Raw genomic sequence first — 18,385 nt, forward strand, 5'->3', positions numbered from 1 at the left:
CTCCTCCAACTCGGGAGCTTTATTGGGCTGTGTAACCGCCATCGATGACGATTGTTTGGCCTGTGATGCTTTTCGCTTTGTCGCTTGCCAAGTACAAAGCGCAGTCTGCGATTTCTGCTACGTCAAGCAAGCGTTTTTGCGGGACGAGCGGCAATAGGACTTCTGCCAATACTTTTTCAAGCGGCACATTGCGTGTTTTGGCCAAGTCGGCCATCTGCCCGCGGACGAGCGGCGTGTCGACATAGCCCGGAGCAACGGCGTTTACCGTAATGCCGTGCTCTGCGCCTTCTAGTGCCGCCACTTTCGTCAAGCCGATGACGCCGTGTTTTGCGCTATTGTAAGCCGCTTTCCCGGCAAAGCCGATCAAGCCGTTGATGGATGAAATGTTGATGATGCGGCCGAACCCTTGCTCTTTCATGACCGGGAAGACGTTTTTCGTCAAAATGAACGGTGCCGTCAACATGATTTTGATCATCAATTCGTATTTCTCTGTCGGGAATTCTTCGATTGGCGATACGTGCTGCAGCCCGGCATTGTTGATGACGATGTCGATGCGGCCGTAAGTGCTTTTCGTTTCCGCCACCAAGTTTTCCAAGTCTTTTTCACTCGTCACATCCGCTTTGACGCCCATTGCTTCAAATCCGTTGTCTCGGAGCGATTGTGCCGCTTCCTGCAACACTTCATCGTTGATATCCGACAATACGACTTTCGCTCCGCTTTCTGCGAAATGCTTTCCGATTTCAAATCCGATTCCGCGTGCAGAGCCGGTAATGATGACGACTTTTTGTTCTACCATGTTCAATTCCTCCATATAATGTAATTTGCGGACAGCAGGCTAGACTAAGCCGATGCCGCCCATGATGATGCCGATGATAACTGCGATCGTCGGGATGATGAATGCGACGACAAAAACATCTTTATATGTTTCTTTGTGCGTCAGCCCGGTCACCGCCAACAAGGTCAGCAAGGCGCCATTGTTCGGCAAGATGGATGCGCCCGATGCGACAGCAGCCATCCGGTGGAACACTTCCGGGTCGATGCCCGTCGTTTGCGACAAATTATAAAACGTATCGCCCAAGGTGCCGAGCGCGATGCCCATGCCCCCTGAAGCAGAACCCGTGATCATCGCCATAACTTGAACCGCCAGCGACTGGCCGACCAGCGGGTTGTCCGATACGTTCAGCAACCAGTCGGTGATGCTGTCGAATGCCGGCACGATCGCAATGACTGCGCCAAAACCGACAGCGGCACTCGTGTTCAAAATGGCCATGACCGATCCTTTGGAACCTTCGTTGATGGAGAAGACGAACTTCTTGTACATCTTCACATTGATCAGCATGATGGCGACAATGCCGAGCATCAACGCATAAATCGGCTGCAGATTGACGATGTTCAAAAAGACGACGACAACAATGAGTGGAACCAATGACAACATCCAGTTCGGCGCGTCGCCATCATCCGCTTTCGATGCGCCTGTTTTTTCGCGCACTTCAAACCCTTCGCCTTGTGCCGACAGTTTCTTCTCGCGGTACGCCAACCACGCGTACCCGCCGACTGCCATGATCAATGTAGTCACGATCCCGATCACCGGCCCTGCCATTGGGGTGGTGTTGTAAGAATCCATCGGGATGAGGTTTTGAATCTGCGGAGTGCCGGGCATCGAGGTCATCGTAAAGGTAAATGCCCCCAGCGCAAAAGTCGGCACCAACAATCTGCGCGTCACGTTTGCCTCGCGGAACAATTCAAGTGCGATCGGATAAACCGCAAATACCACGACAAACAAACTGACGCCGCCATATGTCAACAAGGCAGCGGCGATCAGTACGCCCAAAATGGCCCGCTTGCCGCCGATCAGCTGCGTGACTTTCTTGGCCACGGCACTTGCCGCCCCGGTTTCTTCCATCAACTTACCGAATATCGCCCCCAACAGGAAGATGGGGAACCAATTCTTCACAAAGTTCACCAACCCGGTCATATACGTATCAGTGTAGGTTGTGTAAACGTCCAAGCCGCTCAACAGCGCAACGACGCCGGCCGCTAACGGAGCCACCCAAATAATTGACCAGCCTAAATAAGCGAGCGCAATCAATAAAATCAATCCAATAAAAATGCTCAACATCTGTACTCACTTCTTTCTTTTCTTTTACCCTTCACCGTATTAAAGCACTGCCCATTATACACGAATAAAGATATATTGAAATAGATATCACTTGAAAAAGTAAATGATAAATAATTTCGATATTTTGATTTTTTCCTGAAATTATCACGTATATTTATTATTAATACCATCCATTCCAAAAAAGAATAGTTTTACTGAGATAATTTTGTCCCTGTGTCACACACAATTCCCAAACAATTCATCCACAAAAAAACACACCCGCCAGTTTCGTACTGGGGGTGTGCATGGGGACATATCAATCGTCTTGAATGGATTGCGTCGGACCCCTGGACATTATTTGAAGGCCCGTGTCGCCGCAACCGCTTGCTTCCAGCCATCGTACAGTTTTTCACTCTGTTCTGCTGGCATGTCACTCGTGAAGGTTTTATCGATTTGCCATTGCTTCGCGATTTCTTCTTTGCTTTCCCAGAAGCCGACCGCGAGCCCTGCAAGATACGCCGCTCCAAGTGCCGTCGTTTCCTGGACGACCGGGCGCTCGACCGGCACGTCCAGGATGTCGCTCTGGAATTGCATAAGAAAATCGTTCGACACGGCGCCGCCGTCCACGCGCAAGGTTTTCAGTTCAATGCCCGCGTCTTCGATCATGACATCGACGACATCTTTCGTTTGATAGGCGAGCGATTCAAGTGTCGCGCGTATGAAATGCGCTTTCGTCGTGCCGCGCGTCAAGCCGAAAACGGCGCCGCGTGCATCCGTGTCCCAGTAAGGCGTGCCGAGTCCGACAAATGCCGGGACCATGTAGACGCCGTCTGTTGATTCGATGGAAGTCGCGTATTGTTCACTCTCGGGTGCGTTGTCCAAAATCTTCAAGCCGTCGCGTAGCCATTGAATCGCAGAACCGGCGACAAAAATGCTGCCTTCCAGGGCGTATTCCACTTTTCCGTCGATGCCCCATGCCAATGTCGTCAATAGGCCGTGATCGGAAACGACGCCTTCTTCCCCGGTGTTCATGAGCATGAAGCAGCCGGTGCCGTACGTATTCTTCGCCATGCCTTTTTCAAAGCACGCCTGGCCGAATAACGCCGCCTGCTGGTCACCCGCAATTCCGGCAATCGGTACTTCGTAGCCGAAGAAATGGTAATCGATCGTGTTGGCATAGACTTCTGATGACTGGCGGACTTTCGGCAGCATGCTTTTCGGCACGGTCAAAATGTCCAGCAATTCCTGGTCCCATTCCAAATCGTAAATATTGTACATCAAGGTCCGGGATGCGTTGCTGTAATCGGTGATGTGCGCCGCGCCGCCGGATAGTTTATAGACGAGCCACGTATCGATTGTCCCGAACATCAAATCGCCGTTGTCCGCTTTTTCACGCGCGCCTTCGACATTATCCAAAATCCATTTGACTTTCGTTCCGGAAAAATACGCGTCGATCAACAAGCCCGTTTTCTTGCGGAACAACTCTTCGTGTCCCTGCGCTTTTAGTTCGCCGCAAATCTCCGCGGTTTGGCGCGACTGCCAAACAATCGCCTTGTAGATGGGCTTGCCGGTGTTGCGGTCCCAGACGACAGCCGTTTCGCGCTGGTTGGTGATGCCGATGCCGGCGATTTGGCCCGGTTCGACGTCCGCCTTTCGCAAGACGCCCGCCATGCACGCTAAAACGGATGTCCAGATTTCATTCGCGTCGTGCTCGACCCAGCCCGGTTTCGGGAAAAACTGCTCGAACTCCTGCTGCGCCGTTTCCACGATTTCCCCTTTATGGTTAAACAATACCGCACGCGAACTCGTCGTTCCTTGGTCAATGGACATAATATACTCTTTGCTCATCATCTATTCCTCCCAAATGGTTTTGATTTCCGCCGGGGCTCTAGCCCTGCCCCCGACACTCTTTTTTTTATTAATTAACAGCCATGGAAAAGCCCATAAAAAAATCCGCAATTAATGACAGTCCTCCTTGATAGAAGGGCTCATTAATGTGCGAATCTCCGGGTCTCCAACACAGCTCTTAACTTGTTATCTATAAAGGTATACGGAAAAGAAAGCGCTGTCAACTTATTGTCTGAATTTTTGTGTAAATTTTGCATTTACATAGCGCTGAAATCCATGAAAAAAGCAGGGCTCTGCACGATAACGCTGCAAAGCCCTGCTTATGGAGATGGCGATCATGCCATTACTTAGTTGTTTTTCTTATCCAAGGCTTTGGCCAATTCCTCAGCCAACGCTTCAGAAGCGAACGGGTCGCGCCCCGTCAGCACTTGCTCATTGCCCCACACCACTTTTTCGTCAGCGGTGTAATTCGCCACTTCGCTCATCTTGCCTTCCAAGCTAAACGGCAGGATTTCCGGGAGCCCTTCCGGTTCTACCGCTTGCGGATATCCAGTAACGTTCAGTCCGGCGATGAGACTTTGGCCGTCCGGGCGCTTCGTCCAGATCAACGGCGCCGGTCCGTGGCAAACCGCCGAGACGATCTTGCCGTTGTCGTACACGGCGTTGATGATCCCGTGGAGCGTTTCGTCTTCCGCGAGGTCATACATCGCCCCGTGGCCGCCGACGATGAAAATCGCGTCGTACTCTTTCGCGTTCACATCCGACAATTTTTTCGTGTTATCCGCAAGGCCGGATTCGTACATTTTCTTGTACTTGCCTTCCGGGTCATACTCTTCGCTGATGCTGACTTCATCAAGCGTCGGTTTGCCGCCTTTTGGCGAAGCGAGCTCTACGTCGTGGCCTGCATTCTTCAATACTTCCATCGGCGCGAAAAGTTCTTCTGCCCACCAGCCGGTTTCGTAATTGTTTTCCGTATCTTTATGTCCACTTGATAACACTGCTAAAACTTTAGCCATTGATAGTTCCTCCTCTGAAAATCATTCTGTCACTAGTTGTTCCCGAATGTTTTCGGATTTAAACAAACTTGCAATTCCCGCAAATCCGTTGTTCTTCTATTCCCGGGCCGGGTCTTTCAAGAACAGCGCATTGCCGTTTTTAATGAATCGCCACACGGCCGCCGCCAGGAAAATGACGATCCCTGCAATCAACATGCCCTGGATGATTGAAGCCATTGCCGGGTCTAGCTGGCCGTTCGCATACGAGCTATAGATGCCGAAAAAGGCCCAAGCGAGCGGAAGCGGAAACGCGGCGTTTTTAAAGCGCGACAAGTAGAACAAAACAAACGCGATGGCGATCCCGAGAACGATGATGGTCCATACCGAATCCGAAATGCCGAAGCCGTCCCATTCCAATTGCACCAACAACAGCGAGATGTTGACGATCGTCGCGATGAACACCCACGCGCCGTACAAAGTGAACGCGAGCCCCGCCAGTGTCGACGGTAACTCGAAGCGGTGTTTGTAGATCCGTTCGACGATGAACAGCAAGGAGAACAACAGCCCCAAGATCAACAGCGTCGAGATGCCGAGCGCTTCATACGAAAATGCCACGATCCACCCCATATTGAACAGCGAACTCGCGATGAACAACGGCGAGATCAACAGCACCAGCCGGCTGACCTTATCGTCTTTTCGCTTGATGAATAAATAGACGAGCGTCACCAGCACGAGCGTGTAAATGACGCCCCAAATCGAAAACGTAAACGGCGCCGGCGAAATGAGCGTCATGTACTTATCCGAAATGTCTTTTTGCGTGTTGCCGTTAAAGAACCCCGACGAGCCGAGGTAATTGACGCCAAGCGTCGCAAAATAAGCGACCAGGTTCAAGATGGCAAACAGTTGGGTTTTCTTCAATGTGCGTTCATCCATGATGGTTTCATCCTCCTGAAAGATAATAGTCCCTGGCAAAATGTGACTCTTTCTTTCTGTCTTCCCGATTTTGCCAGCCGGCGAAACGGTTTTCCGGAATGATTCGCATGGAATTGTGTCGCGCATGTGTAAATCGTTTCGAACACAAACAAATTGTGTGGCACACAGAAATAATTGTGCCGAACACAGGGACATTCCCGCACCGAAATGCCGCTCCTGCAAGGTTTCTGCCTTCCGAATTGTGTCTAGCACAGGGACAAAACGCTGCCGCTCTACCCCTCCACACCATCTCTCAGCCATTTCGCCGTCAACGTATCCGCTCCGAGCATCTCTTGCGGCGTGCCTTCAAACAACACTTCGCCGCCTTTTTTGCCGCCGCCCGGGCCCATTTCGATGACCCAGTCGCTCGCCGCGATCAAGTTCAGGTTGTGCTCAATGACGATGACCGAATTGCCTTTGTCGACCAGCCCTTGAAAGACGTCCAATAGATGGGCAGTGTCCCGCGCATGCAAACCGAGTGACGGTTCGTCCAATAAATAGATCTGGCCTTCTTTTTTCAAATGGCTCGCGAGCTTCAAACGCTGCACTTCGCCTCCGCTCAGCGAACCGGTCGTTTGCCCAAGCGTTAAATAACCGAGTCCCACGTCTTTTAACGTATCCACTTTCTTGACGATCTTCGGCATTTCCAAATACTCGTTCGTTTCGTCGATCGTCAGCTCCAGAATTTCCACGATGTTTTTTCCTTTGTAGCGATACGACAAGGCTTCATCTGAATACCGCGTGCCCTTGCACGCTTCACAAGTCACCGTCACGGGATCCGCAAACGCAACATTCGGCGTGGTGACGCCTTTGCCTTCACATACCGGGCAGGCGCCCAATGAATTAAAGCTGAACAAGCCCGCCGGCTGTCCGCTTTGTTTGGCCAGGATTGACCGGATGTCGCTCATGATGCCCATATACGTCGCGAGAGTCGAACGGCTGGACGTGCCGATGCTGCTTTGGCCGACCGCAATCGTTTCGGGATAGTTGCCGGCAAATGCGCCGAACATCAATGAACTTTTTCCGGACCCGGAAACGCCGCATACCGAAACGAGGGCATTCTGCGGAATTTCCACGCTGACATTTTTCAGATTATGATCGGAAGCATTTTTGATGGAAAACGTATTTGCGGCTGTTCTCGGCTGTTCATTCACCGTCACGGTATGGTCCAAATCCGTGATAGCGGAAGCTTTCTTCAAGCCTTCCTGCCCGCCTTGATACACCACTTCGCCGCCGCTTCTGCCTGCGCCCGGGCCCATTTCGATGATTTCGTCCGCCGTCTTGATGACTGCCAGATTGTGTTCGATGACGACGACGGTATTGAAATTGTCCCGCAAACTTTCCAGCATATGCGTCAACATATTGATTTCTTCGGGATGCAAACCGGCACTCGGCTCGTCAAAAATATAAGTGATGTTGTTGAGGCTGCTGCCGAGATGGCGCGCGATTTTCACACGCTGCGCTTCCCCACCGGACAAGGTGCCCATTTTGCGCGACAGGCTCAAATAGCCGAGCCCCAAACCGACCAATTGCTTGACGCTTGGATGCGCCTGCTGGGCAATCGACTTGCCGATCGGGTCGTCGATCTTCTCCAGTTCACCGAGCAGTTCCGTCAATTCCAAGCGGGCGTAATGGGCAATGTTCAAACCGTTGATTTTGCACTCCAGCACTCTCGGATTGAGTCCAGAACCTTCACAAACCGGGCACGGGGCACGCGTCGTCAGCGCCAAAACGTCTTCCTGGGACACGACTTTCAATTTCGTCAGGTCCCGGTTGATGTACAGGCGAATAAACCTCGGAAGAAGGCCGTCCCATTCGATGTCGCGATTGCCTTCTTTGTAATAATAAGTGCTAAATGCCCGTTCTCCTTCCGGCGGCCCGTACACAAGCAGATTGTATTTCTCTTCCGTGAAATCTTTGATGGGGAGATCCGGGTCGAATAATCCGCCGTCTCTCATCCATCTGCCTTGCCAGCCAGGAGGCGCCAGCGGCTTAAAGCGCACCGCGGATTCCCGGATTGATTTTGAGTGGTCGATCAACTTGTGGATATCCGGCGTCACAACTTCCCCGAAGCCATTGCATTCCGGACAGTTGCCGAACGAACTTTCACTCGAAAATTCAGTCGCCGAGCCGATCGGCGGGCTGCCGATTCTCGAGAACAACAGCCGGATCAGCGGATCGATGTCCATATACGTGCCGACCGTCGAACGGGAATTGCCCCTGACCGGCTTTTGTTCCACAACCACCACCGGGCTCAAATGCTGCATCAAATCGGCATGCGGCCGCTCGTACCTGGGCATCTGGTGGCGGATGTACAGAGGGTAGTTCAAGGTCATCTGCCTTCTGCTTTCCGTCGCCAAGGTATCGAACACGACCGAACTTTTCCCCGAACCCGACAAGCCGGTGAACACGTTGATTTTCTCTTTCGGGATATTCAAATCGATATTCTTCAAATTGTTTTCGCGAAGCCCTCGCAATATGATTTCATCTTGTTTATCTGGCATGTTAACATTCTCCTTTTCCAATCCGTCCAAGGGATTGCGCTACTATATAGAAGCGTTCCCTGTTTCGGGGTGGTTCACACAAACAGTTTGTCCCTGGGCGCCACACACTGCATCGAGACGCGAAAAAGACGCACCCGCCAGCGCGGATGCGTCAAATTGTGTGGTACACAGGGACATTCTCACGCCGAAATGCTTCCGCACCAGGGTCCTGGATCTCTGAATTGTGTCTAGCACAGGGACACCACCATTTCCTCTCGACACGGATGATATACTGAAAATACAGTCATTCCACGAAAAGGAGCCAGTACTTATCTTATGATGCGATCTCTGCGTTTCAACGGCAGCCGAATAGTGAAAACCGGTCTCGCAATCTTTTTGACCGCGACGATCTGCGTCTGGTTCAATTGGCCGCCTGTCTTCGCCGTCATCACGGCCATCGTGACGATCGAGCCGACAGTCAGCGATTCGATCAAAAAAGGCTTGGTGCGTTTTCCGGCATCGGCGATCGGTTCGGCTTTCGCCGTTCTCTTTATCACCTTATTCGGGAATTCCCCGATCACGTATACACTGGCCGCGGTCGCCACGATCCTCGCGTGTTACCGGCTCAAGTTGCATGCGGGCTTGCTTGTCGCGACCTTGACTTCAGTCGCGATGGTGGAAGTCATCCACGATCATTTCCTGTTCTCGTTCTTCATTCGCCTGGGAACGACGACAATCGGCCTGGTCGTGTCGACCGCCGTTAATATGCTCGTGTTCCCGCCGAACTACAGCACGGATATTCTGAAAAGCATTCACAGCATCAGCGGCCGGGCGGGAAGCATGCTCGCACACACTTTCCATACCATCCTGTTCGACGGCGATGCGACCCTCCAGGAAGACAAGCAAATCGTCAAACAGCTGACGACGGAAATCCGCAAGACCGAGAAATTGGTTCATTACCAGCGCGACGAAGCGAGCCTGTATCCATGGGTCCGCAACCGGGAAGCCGAGCTGCAGATGGCGGAACGGCAATTGCTGTTCCTCGATAATTTCGAATACCACCTGAACGCCTTGCTCCGCGTCCCCATCCAAGACATTGAGTGGACACAAGCCGAGCGGGAAATCGTCATGGATGCCGTAGCCGCGCTCGCGGACGATCTTCAGCATTCCATCAATTTCGATCACGAAAAACATCAAGCGCAACTGAAAAGCATCACCGACCTGTTCTGGGAAAACAGCAAACGCGTGCCGGCAAACGACGCGCTCCACCCGACCTTGTTCCCGCCGGAATTCACGATTCTTTACGAACTCATCACCATCTATGATTTGGTCGATAAGTTTTTCGACCCGAATAGCGTGAAAGCCGTGCAGGAAGCAGATAAATCATAAAAAATGAAAAAGGCCGGGGCTGAATTCAGCCACGGCCTTTTTCGATTGAATTGTGTGGCACGCAGGGACATCGCGCAGCCCAAACCTTGCCATTCCAACCATTTCACCCCTGGAATTGTGTCTAACACAGGGACACAACCAGCCTACATCATCGTCGCAAACCACAATCCGAGCGTCGTTCCGATATAGTTGCCGATCACATAGCCAATCGTCCCAACCACCAAAATCGGTCCGATCAGTTCGCGCCAGCCTTTCGCAATCGCCATCGCAGCGGCTGTTGTCGGGCCACCGACGTTTGCGTTAACGACCAATAAAATCTCTTCCAGATCGTATTTCAACAATTTCCCCGCCGTCAGCGATACCGTCAAGTTGACGATCACGATGACTGCGACAAAGACGAGCAACAGTGGCGCGTTCTGGACAATCAACGGAATCGACGCCGGGATGCCGATGACCACGAAGAACAAATAAATCAGGAAGGTCCCGATTTCCTGGCTACCGTTGATGCCGTCAAAATAACGCGGGAACAACGCGAGCGCCAGGAATGTCAAAGTCGTCAGCACCAAATACTGGTCGCCGATCAAGCCACTGAGCAAGTTCCAACCGAATGCGACTTCTTCACCGGATGGAATGATGCCCGCGAAAAATTCGGCAATCTTCGTCGCGACCACCACAAGGAAAAACGCCGTCCCGATTGACATCGCCATATCTTTCAACGAAATGTCCTGGCGTTTCCAGAAGTTTTCGGCATTGGTTTTGCCGCCATTCGATGCAGCTTCCCGCTCCACTTGAGTTACATGCGGATGCGGGTAAGTTTTCCGGAAAAAGCCGAATGTCGGAATCGCCATCAAGGTAATGAACACGAGCGCCATCATCAAGTTATCCGCCACCACCGCAGCGGACACCAGATCTTCCGGCGCTTCAAATTTCGCGGTCATCGCGGCAAAGTTGACGCCGCCTCCGACATACGAGGCACTCATCATGCCGCCGATGCGGTCGAGAAACGGAATCGTGTCTTTCAATAGGAAAAAGCTGAGGATCGTTCCGGCGACTGTCCCGATCGAACTGATCAGGAAAATCAGCAGCATGCGCCCGCTTTCTTTCCAGATTTTCTTGAAGTTCACGTGGAACAACAACAGCGGAATCGCAAGCGGCACGATAAACGCCCACACCGCGTCATATGCAGGCGACGCCGTTGGGATAATGCCGGTATTCGATAAGATGATAGCAGAAACGAGTGCAATGACGGCACCGGAAAGTTTCCCCGCCCAGCTGTACTTCTGCTCGAGCACAATGCTCATCGCCGCCACGATCACGATGATGCCCCAAAGCGTCAGCAGATCATCTGCCTGGATCAATGAATTCTCCATATGTATGCTCCCTTCACTCGCTGCAGCTCAAGACTTCCTGAATCGTGCGCAAGCTGTGTTTAGATTAAACTCTTCATCTTCCAGTATCCTATTATTGTCAGACTATGTCGAGTAGTCTTGCAATTTCACCTACATTTCTGCGTCACGCAAAAAGCCGCACCGGAAACTCAGGGGTTCCCGGTGCGGCTTTTTTGATTGAATTGTGTGGCACACAGGGACATCGCGCAGCCCAAACCTTGCCATTCCAACAATCTCGCCCCTGGAATTGTGTCCAACACAGGGACACTACACACGTACAACGGACAGCTACAGCTACAGCTCCAAGCCCAGCGCAATCCGAATATGCGCCAGATGATGCTCTTCGTGCCAGGACAGTTTCGCCAAGTTTTCAGCCACGCGAATCTCTCCGTCCGTTTCATGGGTAAAGACGCGGTCCAATTGCGCCCCCGTCACGTAGTTCCCGAGCGCCACGACCCGTTCGTTCAATCCTTCGAGCATGCGGATCGAACTCTCCACCGGCAGCCGGTTGTCCGGAAGCTGCGTCCATTTTTCTTGGTCGAATCCCGGCACGGTCGGGTTGTAATCCGTCAGCGCCAGTTTCAGGCGCTGATACATCGCCACTTGCGAATCCGCGATATGGTGCACCAGCTGCCGCACCGTCCAGCTGCCTTCCCGGTAGGTTTTCGCCAAATCCTCATCGTCCAAAGAATCCACCACTTCGCGAAGACGCACAGTGTAGCTATTGATTTCTCCGAGCCACGTGTCGACGTCTTCAGCCGTTACCTGCTCCGGAACCTCTAATTGCCCAATCGGAAATTTCACATCCATCTGCCCATCCCCTTTTCCATTTTTAGTTATTGAATCTCGTCCTCACGCTCAATATAGCAATGCGGGAGAGCTTTTGTAAACATGCCACGGATATTCCGGCTTCCGCGCAAGACAGCCCGTTGACCCATTCATTCCCTATAATATTCCGCGCTTTCCGTATCCCCCAATTCCACCGGGGTAATCGTGATGCTGCCGCCTTCTTTGATCAGCCCATCCTCGCCAAATTCCGTTCCCGGCTCCAAGGTGACGGTGAAGGCCGGTTTGCTTGGATCCCCTCGCACCACAAGCGTATAAATGCCGAATTGTTCCGTGTTCCGGATGTTGTAATAATACAGCTCACCATCTTTTGCATACACCAACTCGTTATTGTCCGACATGAAATAGTTTTCGGGATTGCCCTGTTCCATCCATTTGCCGATCAGGCTGACCGCGACATTTTGATAGCTGACGTAATCGCTGCTTCTGAAATTATAAATTTGATGGTCGACGGTGCCGTAATCGCTCGTTTTATACGTCAAAGCCGCAATATCTTCGGCGGTCCACTGGATTTTATAGCCTTCATCTTCCACTGCTTTGTATGCCGAACTGCCTTCCAGGACATCCACTTCCCTGCCGAACAAGAGGCCCCTGCGCTCCAGCCGGGCGGTCTCTTTCTTCATCTTCGGGTATTCTTTCAGAATCACTTCATGCTCCCCGTTTTCCGATTCTGCAATCAGCACATTCGCATCGCCCATGTAATAGAAGAACGTCGTATTCGCCGTAGCCAAGCCGATCGCGATCAGCGCGAATCCCCATTTCACATAAGCGTTCGAAACTAGCCAAGCCACCCCGCCCAATACGAAAATGATGATGCCGTAGTTAATCAAATAAAACTGCCATTCATGAATAAGCCAGTAGCCTCTCGGTTCGGCAATCCCGATAAGCAAAGCTTGAAAAATCATCAGCAACATCCCCGCGGCAAGCGACGAACTTCCGAGTATCCTTTTTCTATTCATCTCGCGCCTCCCGCAATTCAAAATGCGCCATGATTTCCTCGTAAAGCGTATCACCCCTAGAAATGGGATCCCACGTCACACCGGAATTCACGCTCCGGAAAGCAAGCGTTTCTGCCTCACTGCCCACGTCGTCCCGCACGGCCGCAAAATAACCGGTTTGCCCGCCGTCAATGAAATCGATGTGCATTTCATCGTAGCCATTCTCAAGATCTTGCGTGGCGGTTCGCGAAATGCTGCCAACGCTCCATCCTTGCCCAAGGCTATCGGTTCTCAAGATGCTGATGTTTTCGGGCCCGCGCCCTCCGTAAACAATGGCAATTTTAGCGGGTGATAGGTACATATTGCTTCGTGAAATACCATCGAGATAATCGCTGATGCGCGCATACCCCAATTCGCGATCGTCCGGTACTGGAATCCAGCTCTCGCCTTCATTCACCGTGACGTAAAGTCCCGTTTCATAAATCACGTAATCCTGTGCCGTGTCGACCGGCAATGTTGTTTCCGCTGCCCCTTGCACGGGGTGGGACATGATTTTATCGACATCCGCCGTCACTTCCGGGAGCGGCGGTGCTTCCGCAACCGCGGGGCTCTTTATCACATACTCCGAATTGATGGTGGCGATGGTGTCCGTGCTCACTTTGAACGCCCCATAACTCAACACGAGCGCAGCCAAGCCAACTAAACCGATTTTCAATACCTTCATAGCATACCCTTTCCAAAAAGTAGTAATTCCATTTTAACATGCTTCCACAGCAGCAAACGCTTAAGCGTTGTTGTTCATGCGATTCAAGAAAAATACTGCGATTCCTAGAGTTCCATTTCTTTCTGATCGTGCGCAAAATCGTGCTAATATAAAAGCAAAATACGATTCGTTCTGCACTTTAACGAAAGGCGGCGATGAGGATGGTCGGGGAAAAGAAGCCACGGTTTGTTCTCGGTTTGATGACAGTCGCATCCATCGTCTCGGTCTCTCTCTTATTGCAAGCCACCGGTAACCCATACCTGAACAGCATCGTCATGCTGCTCGTGTTCTACATCGTCTTGCCCGTCTGGATCTGCAGCCATTACTTCCAAAAACGCGGCGTGACACTGCGCCAAGTCGTCTTTGTCCAAGGCATCGCCCGCTGGCTCTTGCCGATCGCCGGTCTCAGTTTGCTGATCATGGTGTTCTCCACGAGCATCTATTGGCTGTTACTGCGCGGGCTCATGGCAACCGCGCCCGTTCTGGCCGATCTCTTCCTCACGCCGCAGCCGCTCCCCGACGTGTTCTGGTATATAGCGGCAACGGGTTTTATCATCGCCATCATCGCGCCGATCGCAGAGGAGTTCGTCTTCCGCGGCGTCATCTTGAATCAGATGATGGGCCTATTCGGCTCGTGGAAAGGCATCGGCTTCACAAGCTTGATTTTCGCCGTCTTCCATCTCAATTTTTTCGGTGCGTTCCTGTTCGCGGTCATCGCTTCCCTCTTATATGTAAAGACCGGCAATCTGCTGGCGCCGATCTTGCTTCACCTCTTCAACAACACGCTCGCCGTTTACCAGGCATTCGCCAACACTTCGTTTATGGACTGGCTGACGGTGACGAGCGTCAACGAGCTGTACACGAAAGCCGCCCCAAACCTCATCGCTTTGATTGCCAGCACGGTGCTGCTGTTGTTCATTATCAGCTGGATGGCACGAGGCTTGGAAACGGCTGATTAGCCATCAGATAACTGGAATGGCCGATTCTCTAAGAGCACGCCCATCTCTTTTAATGATGAATTAAATAAAAAACGCCCCCGCAGTGCTGAACTGACTCCCGCCTAGGAGGTCAGTTCGTTTTCGGAATGGCGATTGTGTGGTGTATTCTCTTATAAATTGTTTCTAACACAGGGACATTTCGCTACCGAAAGGCTGCAACTACAAGGATTTCAGCACCCGAATTGTGTCTGACACAGGGACACGGCAAAACCCTCAACCTTTCCTCACAAAATAAACCTTCTCCCCCGGCAGCTCCAAACAATTCAACTGCCCGCCGTAAGCCGCGCCCCCGTCAATTCCGATGATCCGATTGTCGCCGAAATAAGGACTGCAATCTTCTGTTCCGCGCATCATGAACGTCGGCGTATGGCCGAAGACCACTTTTTTCTCGCCCGAATACCCTTGGTGGAATTCTTCGCGGATCCACATTAAAACGTAAGGGTCTGTTTCACGAACCGGGACGCCCGGCTGAACGCCGGCGTGCACGAAGATATAGTCATCCGTCTCATAGTAATAAGCCATTTCGTTCAAAAACTCGATATGCTGCCAAAATAGTGCTGTCTCCGGAAGCGCCATGTTCCGGAGGGAAGGATCGTAGCTTTGGAGCGTGGCCCACCCGCCATTTATCGACCAGTTCCCTTTCGCGCCAGGTTCGCCTCTAGCTGCCTCCAGCATCATCTGGTCGTGATTGCCGCGCAGCACAATGGCGCCTTGCCGTTTCAGTTCAATGACCCGCTCGAGCACCCCTTTCGAATCCGGCCCGCGGTCCACATAATCCCCGAGCAAGACCAACTGATCTTCCGCGGCATCGTACTCCACCTTCTCCAGCAGTTCATTAAACAAGTCCAGCTCTCCGTGAATATCGCTGATGGCCAAGATTCGTTTCATCCCGTGCACCTCCTGCTTCCGTTTTCCGAATACCCTTGAATCAAACAACTGTCCCCTCTAAGCGTACTTCCCTGTTGGCAATCAAATTCCTGCAAAAAGAATTCCTGTTCACGTTTACCAGCTTCATCCAATTCTTTACCCTTCGCATGAGCAGCGAAACCATGAATTGTGTCTGACACAGGGACCCTGAAACTCTACATCGCCTTTGCTAAAAGGATCCCGGCTCCCGAATTGTGCCTGACACAGGGACAACAACCACCGAACAACTAGGGGCTTTCGTTGCACCTCTCGGCCAGAACTGTTACTTTTAGAGTGACCGTTATATCTAAGTTTTGGGGGAAACAGATAATGAGCACAAAAAAAGAACAACTACTCGTCGCTGCAGAGCAGCTGTTTTACGAACACGGCTTTCACGCCATTGGCTTGAAGGCGATTGTCCAGGAAGCGGACGTGGCGCTGATGACTTTGTACAATCATTTCAATTCCAAAGACGAATTGATCTTGGAGGTCTTGACCCGCAGGTCGCAAGTCTATATGGACTACCTCGAGCAGGCTAAACATCAGGCACCGGGCTCGGCCGCAGAAAGGCTGGCTGTTGGCCATTTGAATTGGCTAAAACAGACGGCTGCCAATGGCTGCATGTTTTTGCGGGCGAAAGAAGAATTCGCAAGCGAACCGGGCCATCCGATTGTCCAATTGGTCACCTCGCATAAAGAAGAGATAAGAAAACTGTTTTTGGCAAGCGGGCTCACAGCCACTGAAGCGATTCGCTCATCCCTGCTCTTCGAAGGAGCCGTTGCCCAGGCTGAAATTTCTTCATTGGATGAAGTGGAAGATGCCTTGATGGCGTTGGTGCAACATCTATAAGTAAGCGGATCGCTTACTTTTTTTAACTCATAAATAGAGTGAACGCTCTATCCATAAAAAAAGGAATAAAGAATAACATAGAACACGGCTTTATTTTTTTACCCCAAAAGTATAATGACCGTTATATCTAAAAAGGAGTGAACCATTTTGTGGAAAATCGTTTTACCCGGCATCGCCATGATCGGTGTCACGTATGCATTCGCCAGATACAGTTTCGGCTTGTTCCTGCCGGAAATCAGCAGCAGCTTAAACCTGTCTGAAAGCCAGTCAGGGTTGATCGGGTCGGTCGCTTACGCCGCCTATACGCTGGCCTTGGTGACGGCCGCTATATTCATCCACAAAATGAGCGCCCGCCACGTCGTATTGTATTCAGGAGCGACCGCCTTTATCGGCATGCTCGGCATGGCGGCATCACAAGGCTTCTACACACTCGCCATCAGCGCGTTTGTCGCCGGGCTCGGCAGCGGCTGGGTATCGCCTGCGTTCAGCCAAGTCGTCGCGCAATCGCTTGAAAGCCGCGAGCGCGACAAAGGCAATACGTGGATCAATACCGGCACGAGCGTCGGAGTCGTCGCGAGCGGCCCTGTCGCACTGATATTTGCCGAACAGTGGCGCTGGGGCTATGTGCTGTTTGCGCTTCTGGCGTTCTTGACGCTGTGGTGGAATGCCCGCGCAATCAACCGACAGAAACAAGAGCCCACCAACCAATCCACAGGCAGCCAGTTCAACCTAGGCCTGCTCGGCCAAGCACGCTTTATGATTCTCGCCGCGATCGGCATCGGCTTCAGCTCCTCCATCTACTGGACCTTTTCACGGAGCTACCTGACCGAAGCGCAAGATTTCTCGACGAGCGGAAGCATGGTCTTCTGGATCGTCATGGGCGCCGCCGGCATCATCGGCGGCATTGCCGGGGCCATCATTCAACGCCTCGGGCTCGGCTGGTCTTACCGCCTGGGCGTCTTGGTCGCGACCGCCTCCCTCGTCACTTTGACCATTCAGCACTCCGCCGCGATTTTCCTGTCGGCAATCCTGTTCGGGATCTCGTTCATTTTCATGACCGGCTTGTTCATTGTCTGGGGCACGCGCCATTTTCCGGATACGCCATCCGTCGGCGTGAGCTTGTCGTTCTTCTCGCTCGGCATCGGCCAATCGATCGGTTCGGTCGCAGCGGGTGTGTTGATCGACAGCATGTCCTACCCGATTGCTTTCCTGTCCTTCGCGGCGATTGGCCTGCTGTTCATCTTCTGTAAAACGAATGCCCAGCCGGTTTCGAACCAGGAAACCGCTGCGCAGCCGAGTAAATCTGTTTAAGAAATGAACACGAGAAAGATGCCGACGGTGCATCTTTCCCCTGTTTCATTTGGAAGGAATCCATCGCTTTAAAGCGAAGTGATATGAACCATCACTATTCAAGAGGAAGGAGGCATTACATGGAGAACAACCAGTTACTCCGCATGGACAACGTCGGCATCGTCGTTGAATCGCTCGACGCCGCCATCGCATTTTTTAAGGAAATCGGCCTGCAGCTCGAAGGCCGCGGCATGGTCGAAGGCGAATGGGCGGGTCGCGTCACGGGGCTCGGCGACCAGAAAGTCGAAATCGCCATGATGGCGACGCCGGACGGACATAGCCGGATCGAACTGTCGCGCTTTCTCAAACCGCCTGTCATCGCCGATCACCGGACGGCCCCGGTCAATGCGCTCGGTTATTTGCGCGTCATGTTCGCAGTCAAAAATATCGACGACATGGTCGCCCGGCTCACAACACACGGCGCAAAGCTCGCCGGCGAAGTGGTGCAGTACGAAAACGCGTACCGGCTGTGCTATATCCGCGGGCCGGAAGGGATTCTCATTGGCCTTGCGGAACCGCTCGAGAATCAGTAGCACGTGGGCATTTTGTTGTTTTTGGCAAT

16 protein-coding genes are annotated in these 18,385 nt (G+C 52.2%); 5 read left to right on the forward strand and 11 right to left on the reverse strand.

Annotation, left to right across the window (positions count from 1 at the left end):
- Positions 1-19: 19 nt before the first annotated feature.
- The 6 genes from AB9R92_RS08150 to AB9R92_RS08175 form a co-directional block, all read right to left on the reverse strand.
- The gene (locus AB9R92_RS08150) at positions 20-796 is read right to left on the reverse strand and encodes a 3-hydroxybutyrate dehydrogenase (protein ID WP_370668964.1); all 777 of its coding nucleotides are present in this window, start codon (positions 794-796) and stop codon (positions 20-22) included.
- A 39-nt stretch (positions 797-835) separates the two neighbouring features.
- Entirely contained in the window at positions 836-2,119 is a 1,284-nt protein-coding gene (locus AB9R92_RS08155; RefSeq protein WP_370668965.1) for a GntP family permease, read from the reverse strand.
- Positions 2,120-2,452: 333 nt separating this feature from the next.
- Complete coding sequence (gene glpK, locus AB9R92_RS08160) at positions 2,453-3,946, reverse strand: glycerol kinase GlpK (RefSeq protein ID WP_370668966.1); 1,494 nt, start codon at positions 3,944-3,946, stop codon at positions 2,453-2,455.
- Between the two features lie 347 nt (positions 3,947-4,293).
- Positions 4,294-4,962 (reverse strand): type 1 glutamine amidotransferase domain-containing protein, encoded by a 669-nt coding sequence (locus tag AB9R92_RS08165; protein ID WP_370668967.1) that lies wholly within the window; start codon positions 4,960-4,962, stop codon positions 4,294-4,296.
- 96 nt (positions 4,963-5,058) lie between these two features.
- Positions 5,059-5,874: a tryptophan-rich sensory protein gene (locus AB9R92_RS08170; protein WP_370668968.1), complete on the reverse strand. Its 816-nt coding sequence runs from the start codon at positions 5,872-5,874 to the stop codon at positions 5,059-5,061.
- A 272-nt stretch (positions 5,875-6,146) separates the two neighbouring features.
- Positions 6,147-8,417: an excinuclease ABC subunit UvrA gene (locus tag AB9R92_RS08175; RefSeq protein WP_370668969.1), complete on the reverse strand. Its 2,271-nt coding sequence runs from the start codon at positions 8,415-8,417 to the stop codon at positions 6,147-6,149.
- A gap of 318 nt (positions 8,418-8,735) precedes the next feature.
- On the opposite strand from AB9R92_RS08175, the gene AB9R92_RS08180 reads away from it, so the two are divergent.
- Positions 8,736-9,785: an aromatic acid exporter family protein gene (locus tag AB9R92_RS08180; protein ID WP_370669100.1), complete on the forward strand. Its 1,050-nt coding sequence runs from the start codon at positions 8,736-8,738 to the stop codon at positions 9,783-9,785.
- Positions 9,786-9,928: 143 nt separating this feature from the next.
- On the opposite strand, the gene AB9R92_RS08185 is transcribed toward AB9R92_RS08180, so the two are convergent.
- The 4 genes from AB9R92_RS08185 to AB9R92_RS08200 form a co-directional block, all read right to left on the reverse strand.
- Positions 9,929-11,155, reverse strand: coding sequence for a DUF819 family protein (locus tag AB9R92_RS08185; protein WP_370668970.1), 1,227 nt, complete (start codon positions 11,153-11,155; stop codon positions 9,929-9,931).
- A 312-nt stretch (positions 11,156-11,467) separates the two neighbouring features.
- Complete coding sequence (locus AB9R92_RS08190) at positions 11,468-11,983, reverse strand: YfiT family bacillithiol transferase (RefSeq protein WP_370668971.1); 516 nt, start codon at positions 11,981-11,983, stop codon at positions 11,468-11,470.
- 128 nt (positions 11,984-12,111) lie between these two features.
- Positions 12,112-12,978 carry a hypothetical protein gene (locus AB9R92_RS08195; RefSeq protein ID WP_370668972.1) on the reverse strand — a complete coding sequence of 289 codons (867 nt, stop codon included), beginning with the start codon at positions 12,976-12,978 and terminating at the stop codon, positions 12,112-12,114.
- Positions 12,971-13,681, reverse strand: a complete 711-nt coding sequence (locus AB9R92_RS08200; protein ID WP_370668973.1) for a hypothetical protein — start codon at positions 13,679-13,681, stop codon at positions 12,971-12,973. The genes AB9R92_RS08195 and AB9R92_RS08200 overlap by 8 nt, the downstream gene beginning before the upstream one ends.
- Positions 13,682-13,881: 200 nt before the next feature.
- Between AB9R92_RS08200 and AB9R92_RS08205 the strand changes: the two genes are divergently transcribed.
- A complete protein-coding gene (locus tag AB9R92_RS08205) occupies positions 13,882-14,679 on the forward strand; it encodes a CPBP family intramembrane glutamic endopeptidase (protein WP_370668974.1) in 798 nt (265 codons plus the stop codon).
- Between the two features lie 252 nt (positions 14,680-14,931).
- On the opposite strand, the gene AB9R92_RS08210 is transcribed toward AB9R92_RS08205, so the two are convergent.
- Complete coding sequence (locus AB9R92_RS08210) at positions 14,932-15,606, reverse strand: metallophosphoesterase family protein (protein ID WP_370668975.1); 675 nt, start codon at positions 15,604-15,606, stop codon at positions 14,932-14,934.
- A gap of 348 nt (positions 15,607-15,954) precedes the next feature.
- Between AB9R92_RS08210 and AB9R92_RS08215 the strand changes: the two genes are divergently transcribed.
- From AB9R92_RS08215 to AB9R92_RS08225, 3 genes are all read left to right on the forward strand, one after another.
- The gene (locus AB9R92_RS08215; protein WP_370668976.1) at positions 15,955-16,473 is read left to right on the forward strand and encodes a TetR/AcrR family transcriptional regulator; all 519 of its coding nucleotides are present in this window, start codon (positions 15,955-15,957) and stop codon (positions 16,471-16,473) included.
- 147 nt (positions 16,474-16,620) lie between these two features.
- Positions 16,621-17,784, forward strand: a complete 1,164-nt coding sequence (locus tag AB9R92_RS08220) for an MFS transporter (RefSeq protein WP_370668977.1) — start codon at positions 16,621-16,623, stop codon at positions 17,782-17,784.
- 119 nt (positions 17,785-17,903) lie between these two features.
- Complete coding sequence (locus tag AB9R92_RS08225) at positions 17,904-18,356, forward strand: VOC family protein (RefSeq protein WP_370668978.1); 453 nt, start codon at positions 17,904-17,906, stop codon at positions 18,354-18,356.
- Positions 18,357-18,385 lie beyond the last annotated feature (29 nt).

This window comes from Planococcus sp. SSTMD024 (genome assembly GCF_041320495.1).
Taxonomy (GTDB): Bacteria; Bacillota; Bacilli; order Bacillales_A; family Planococcaceae; genus Planococcus.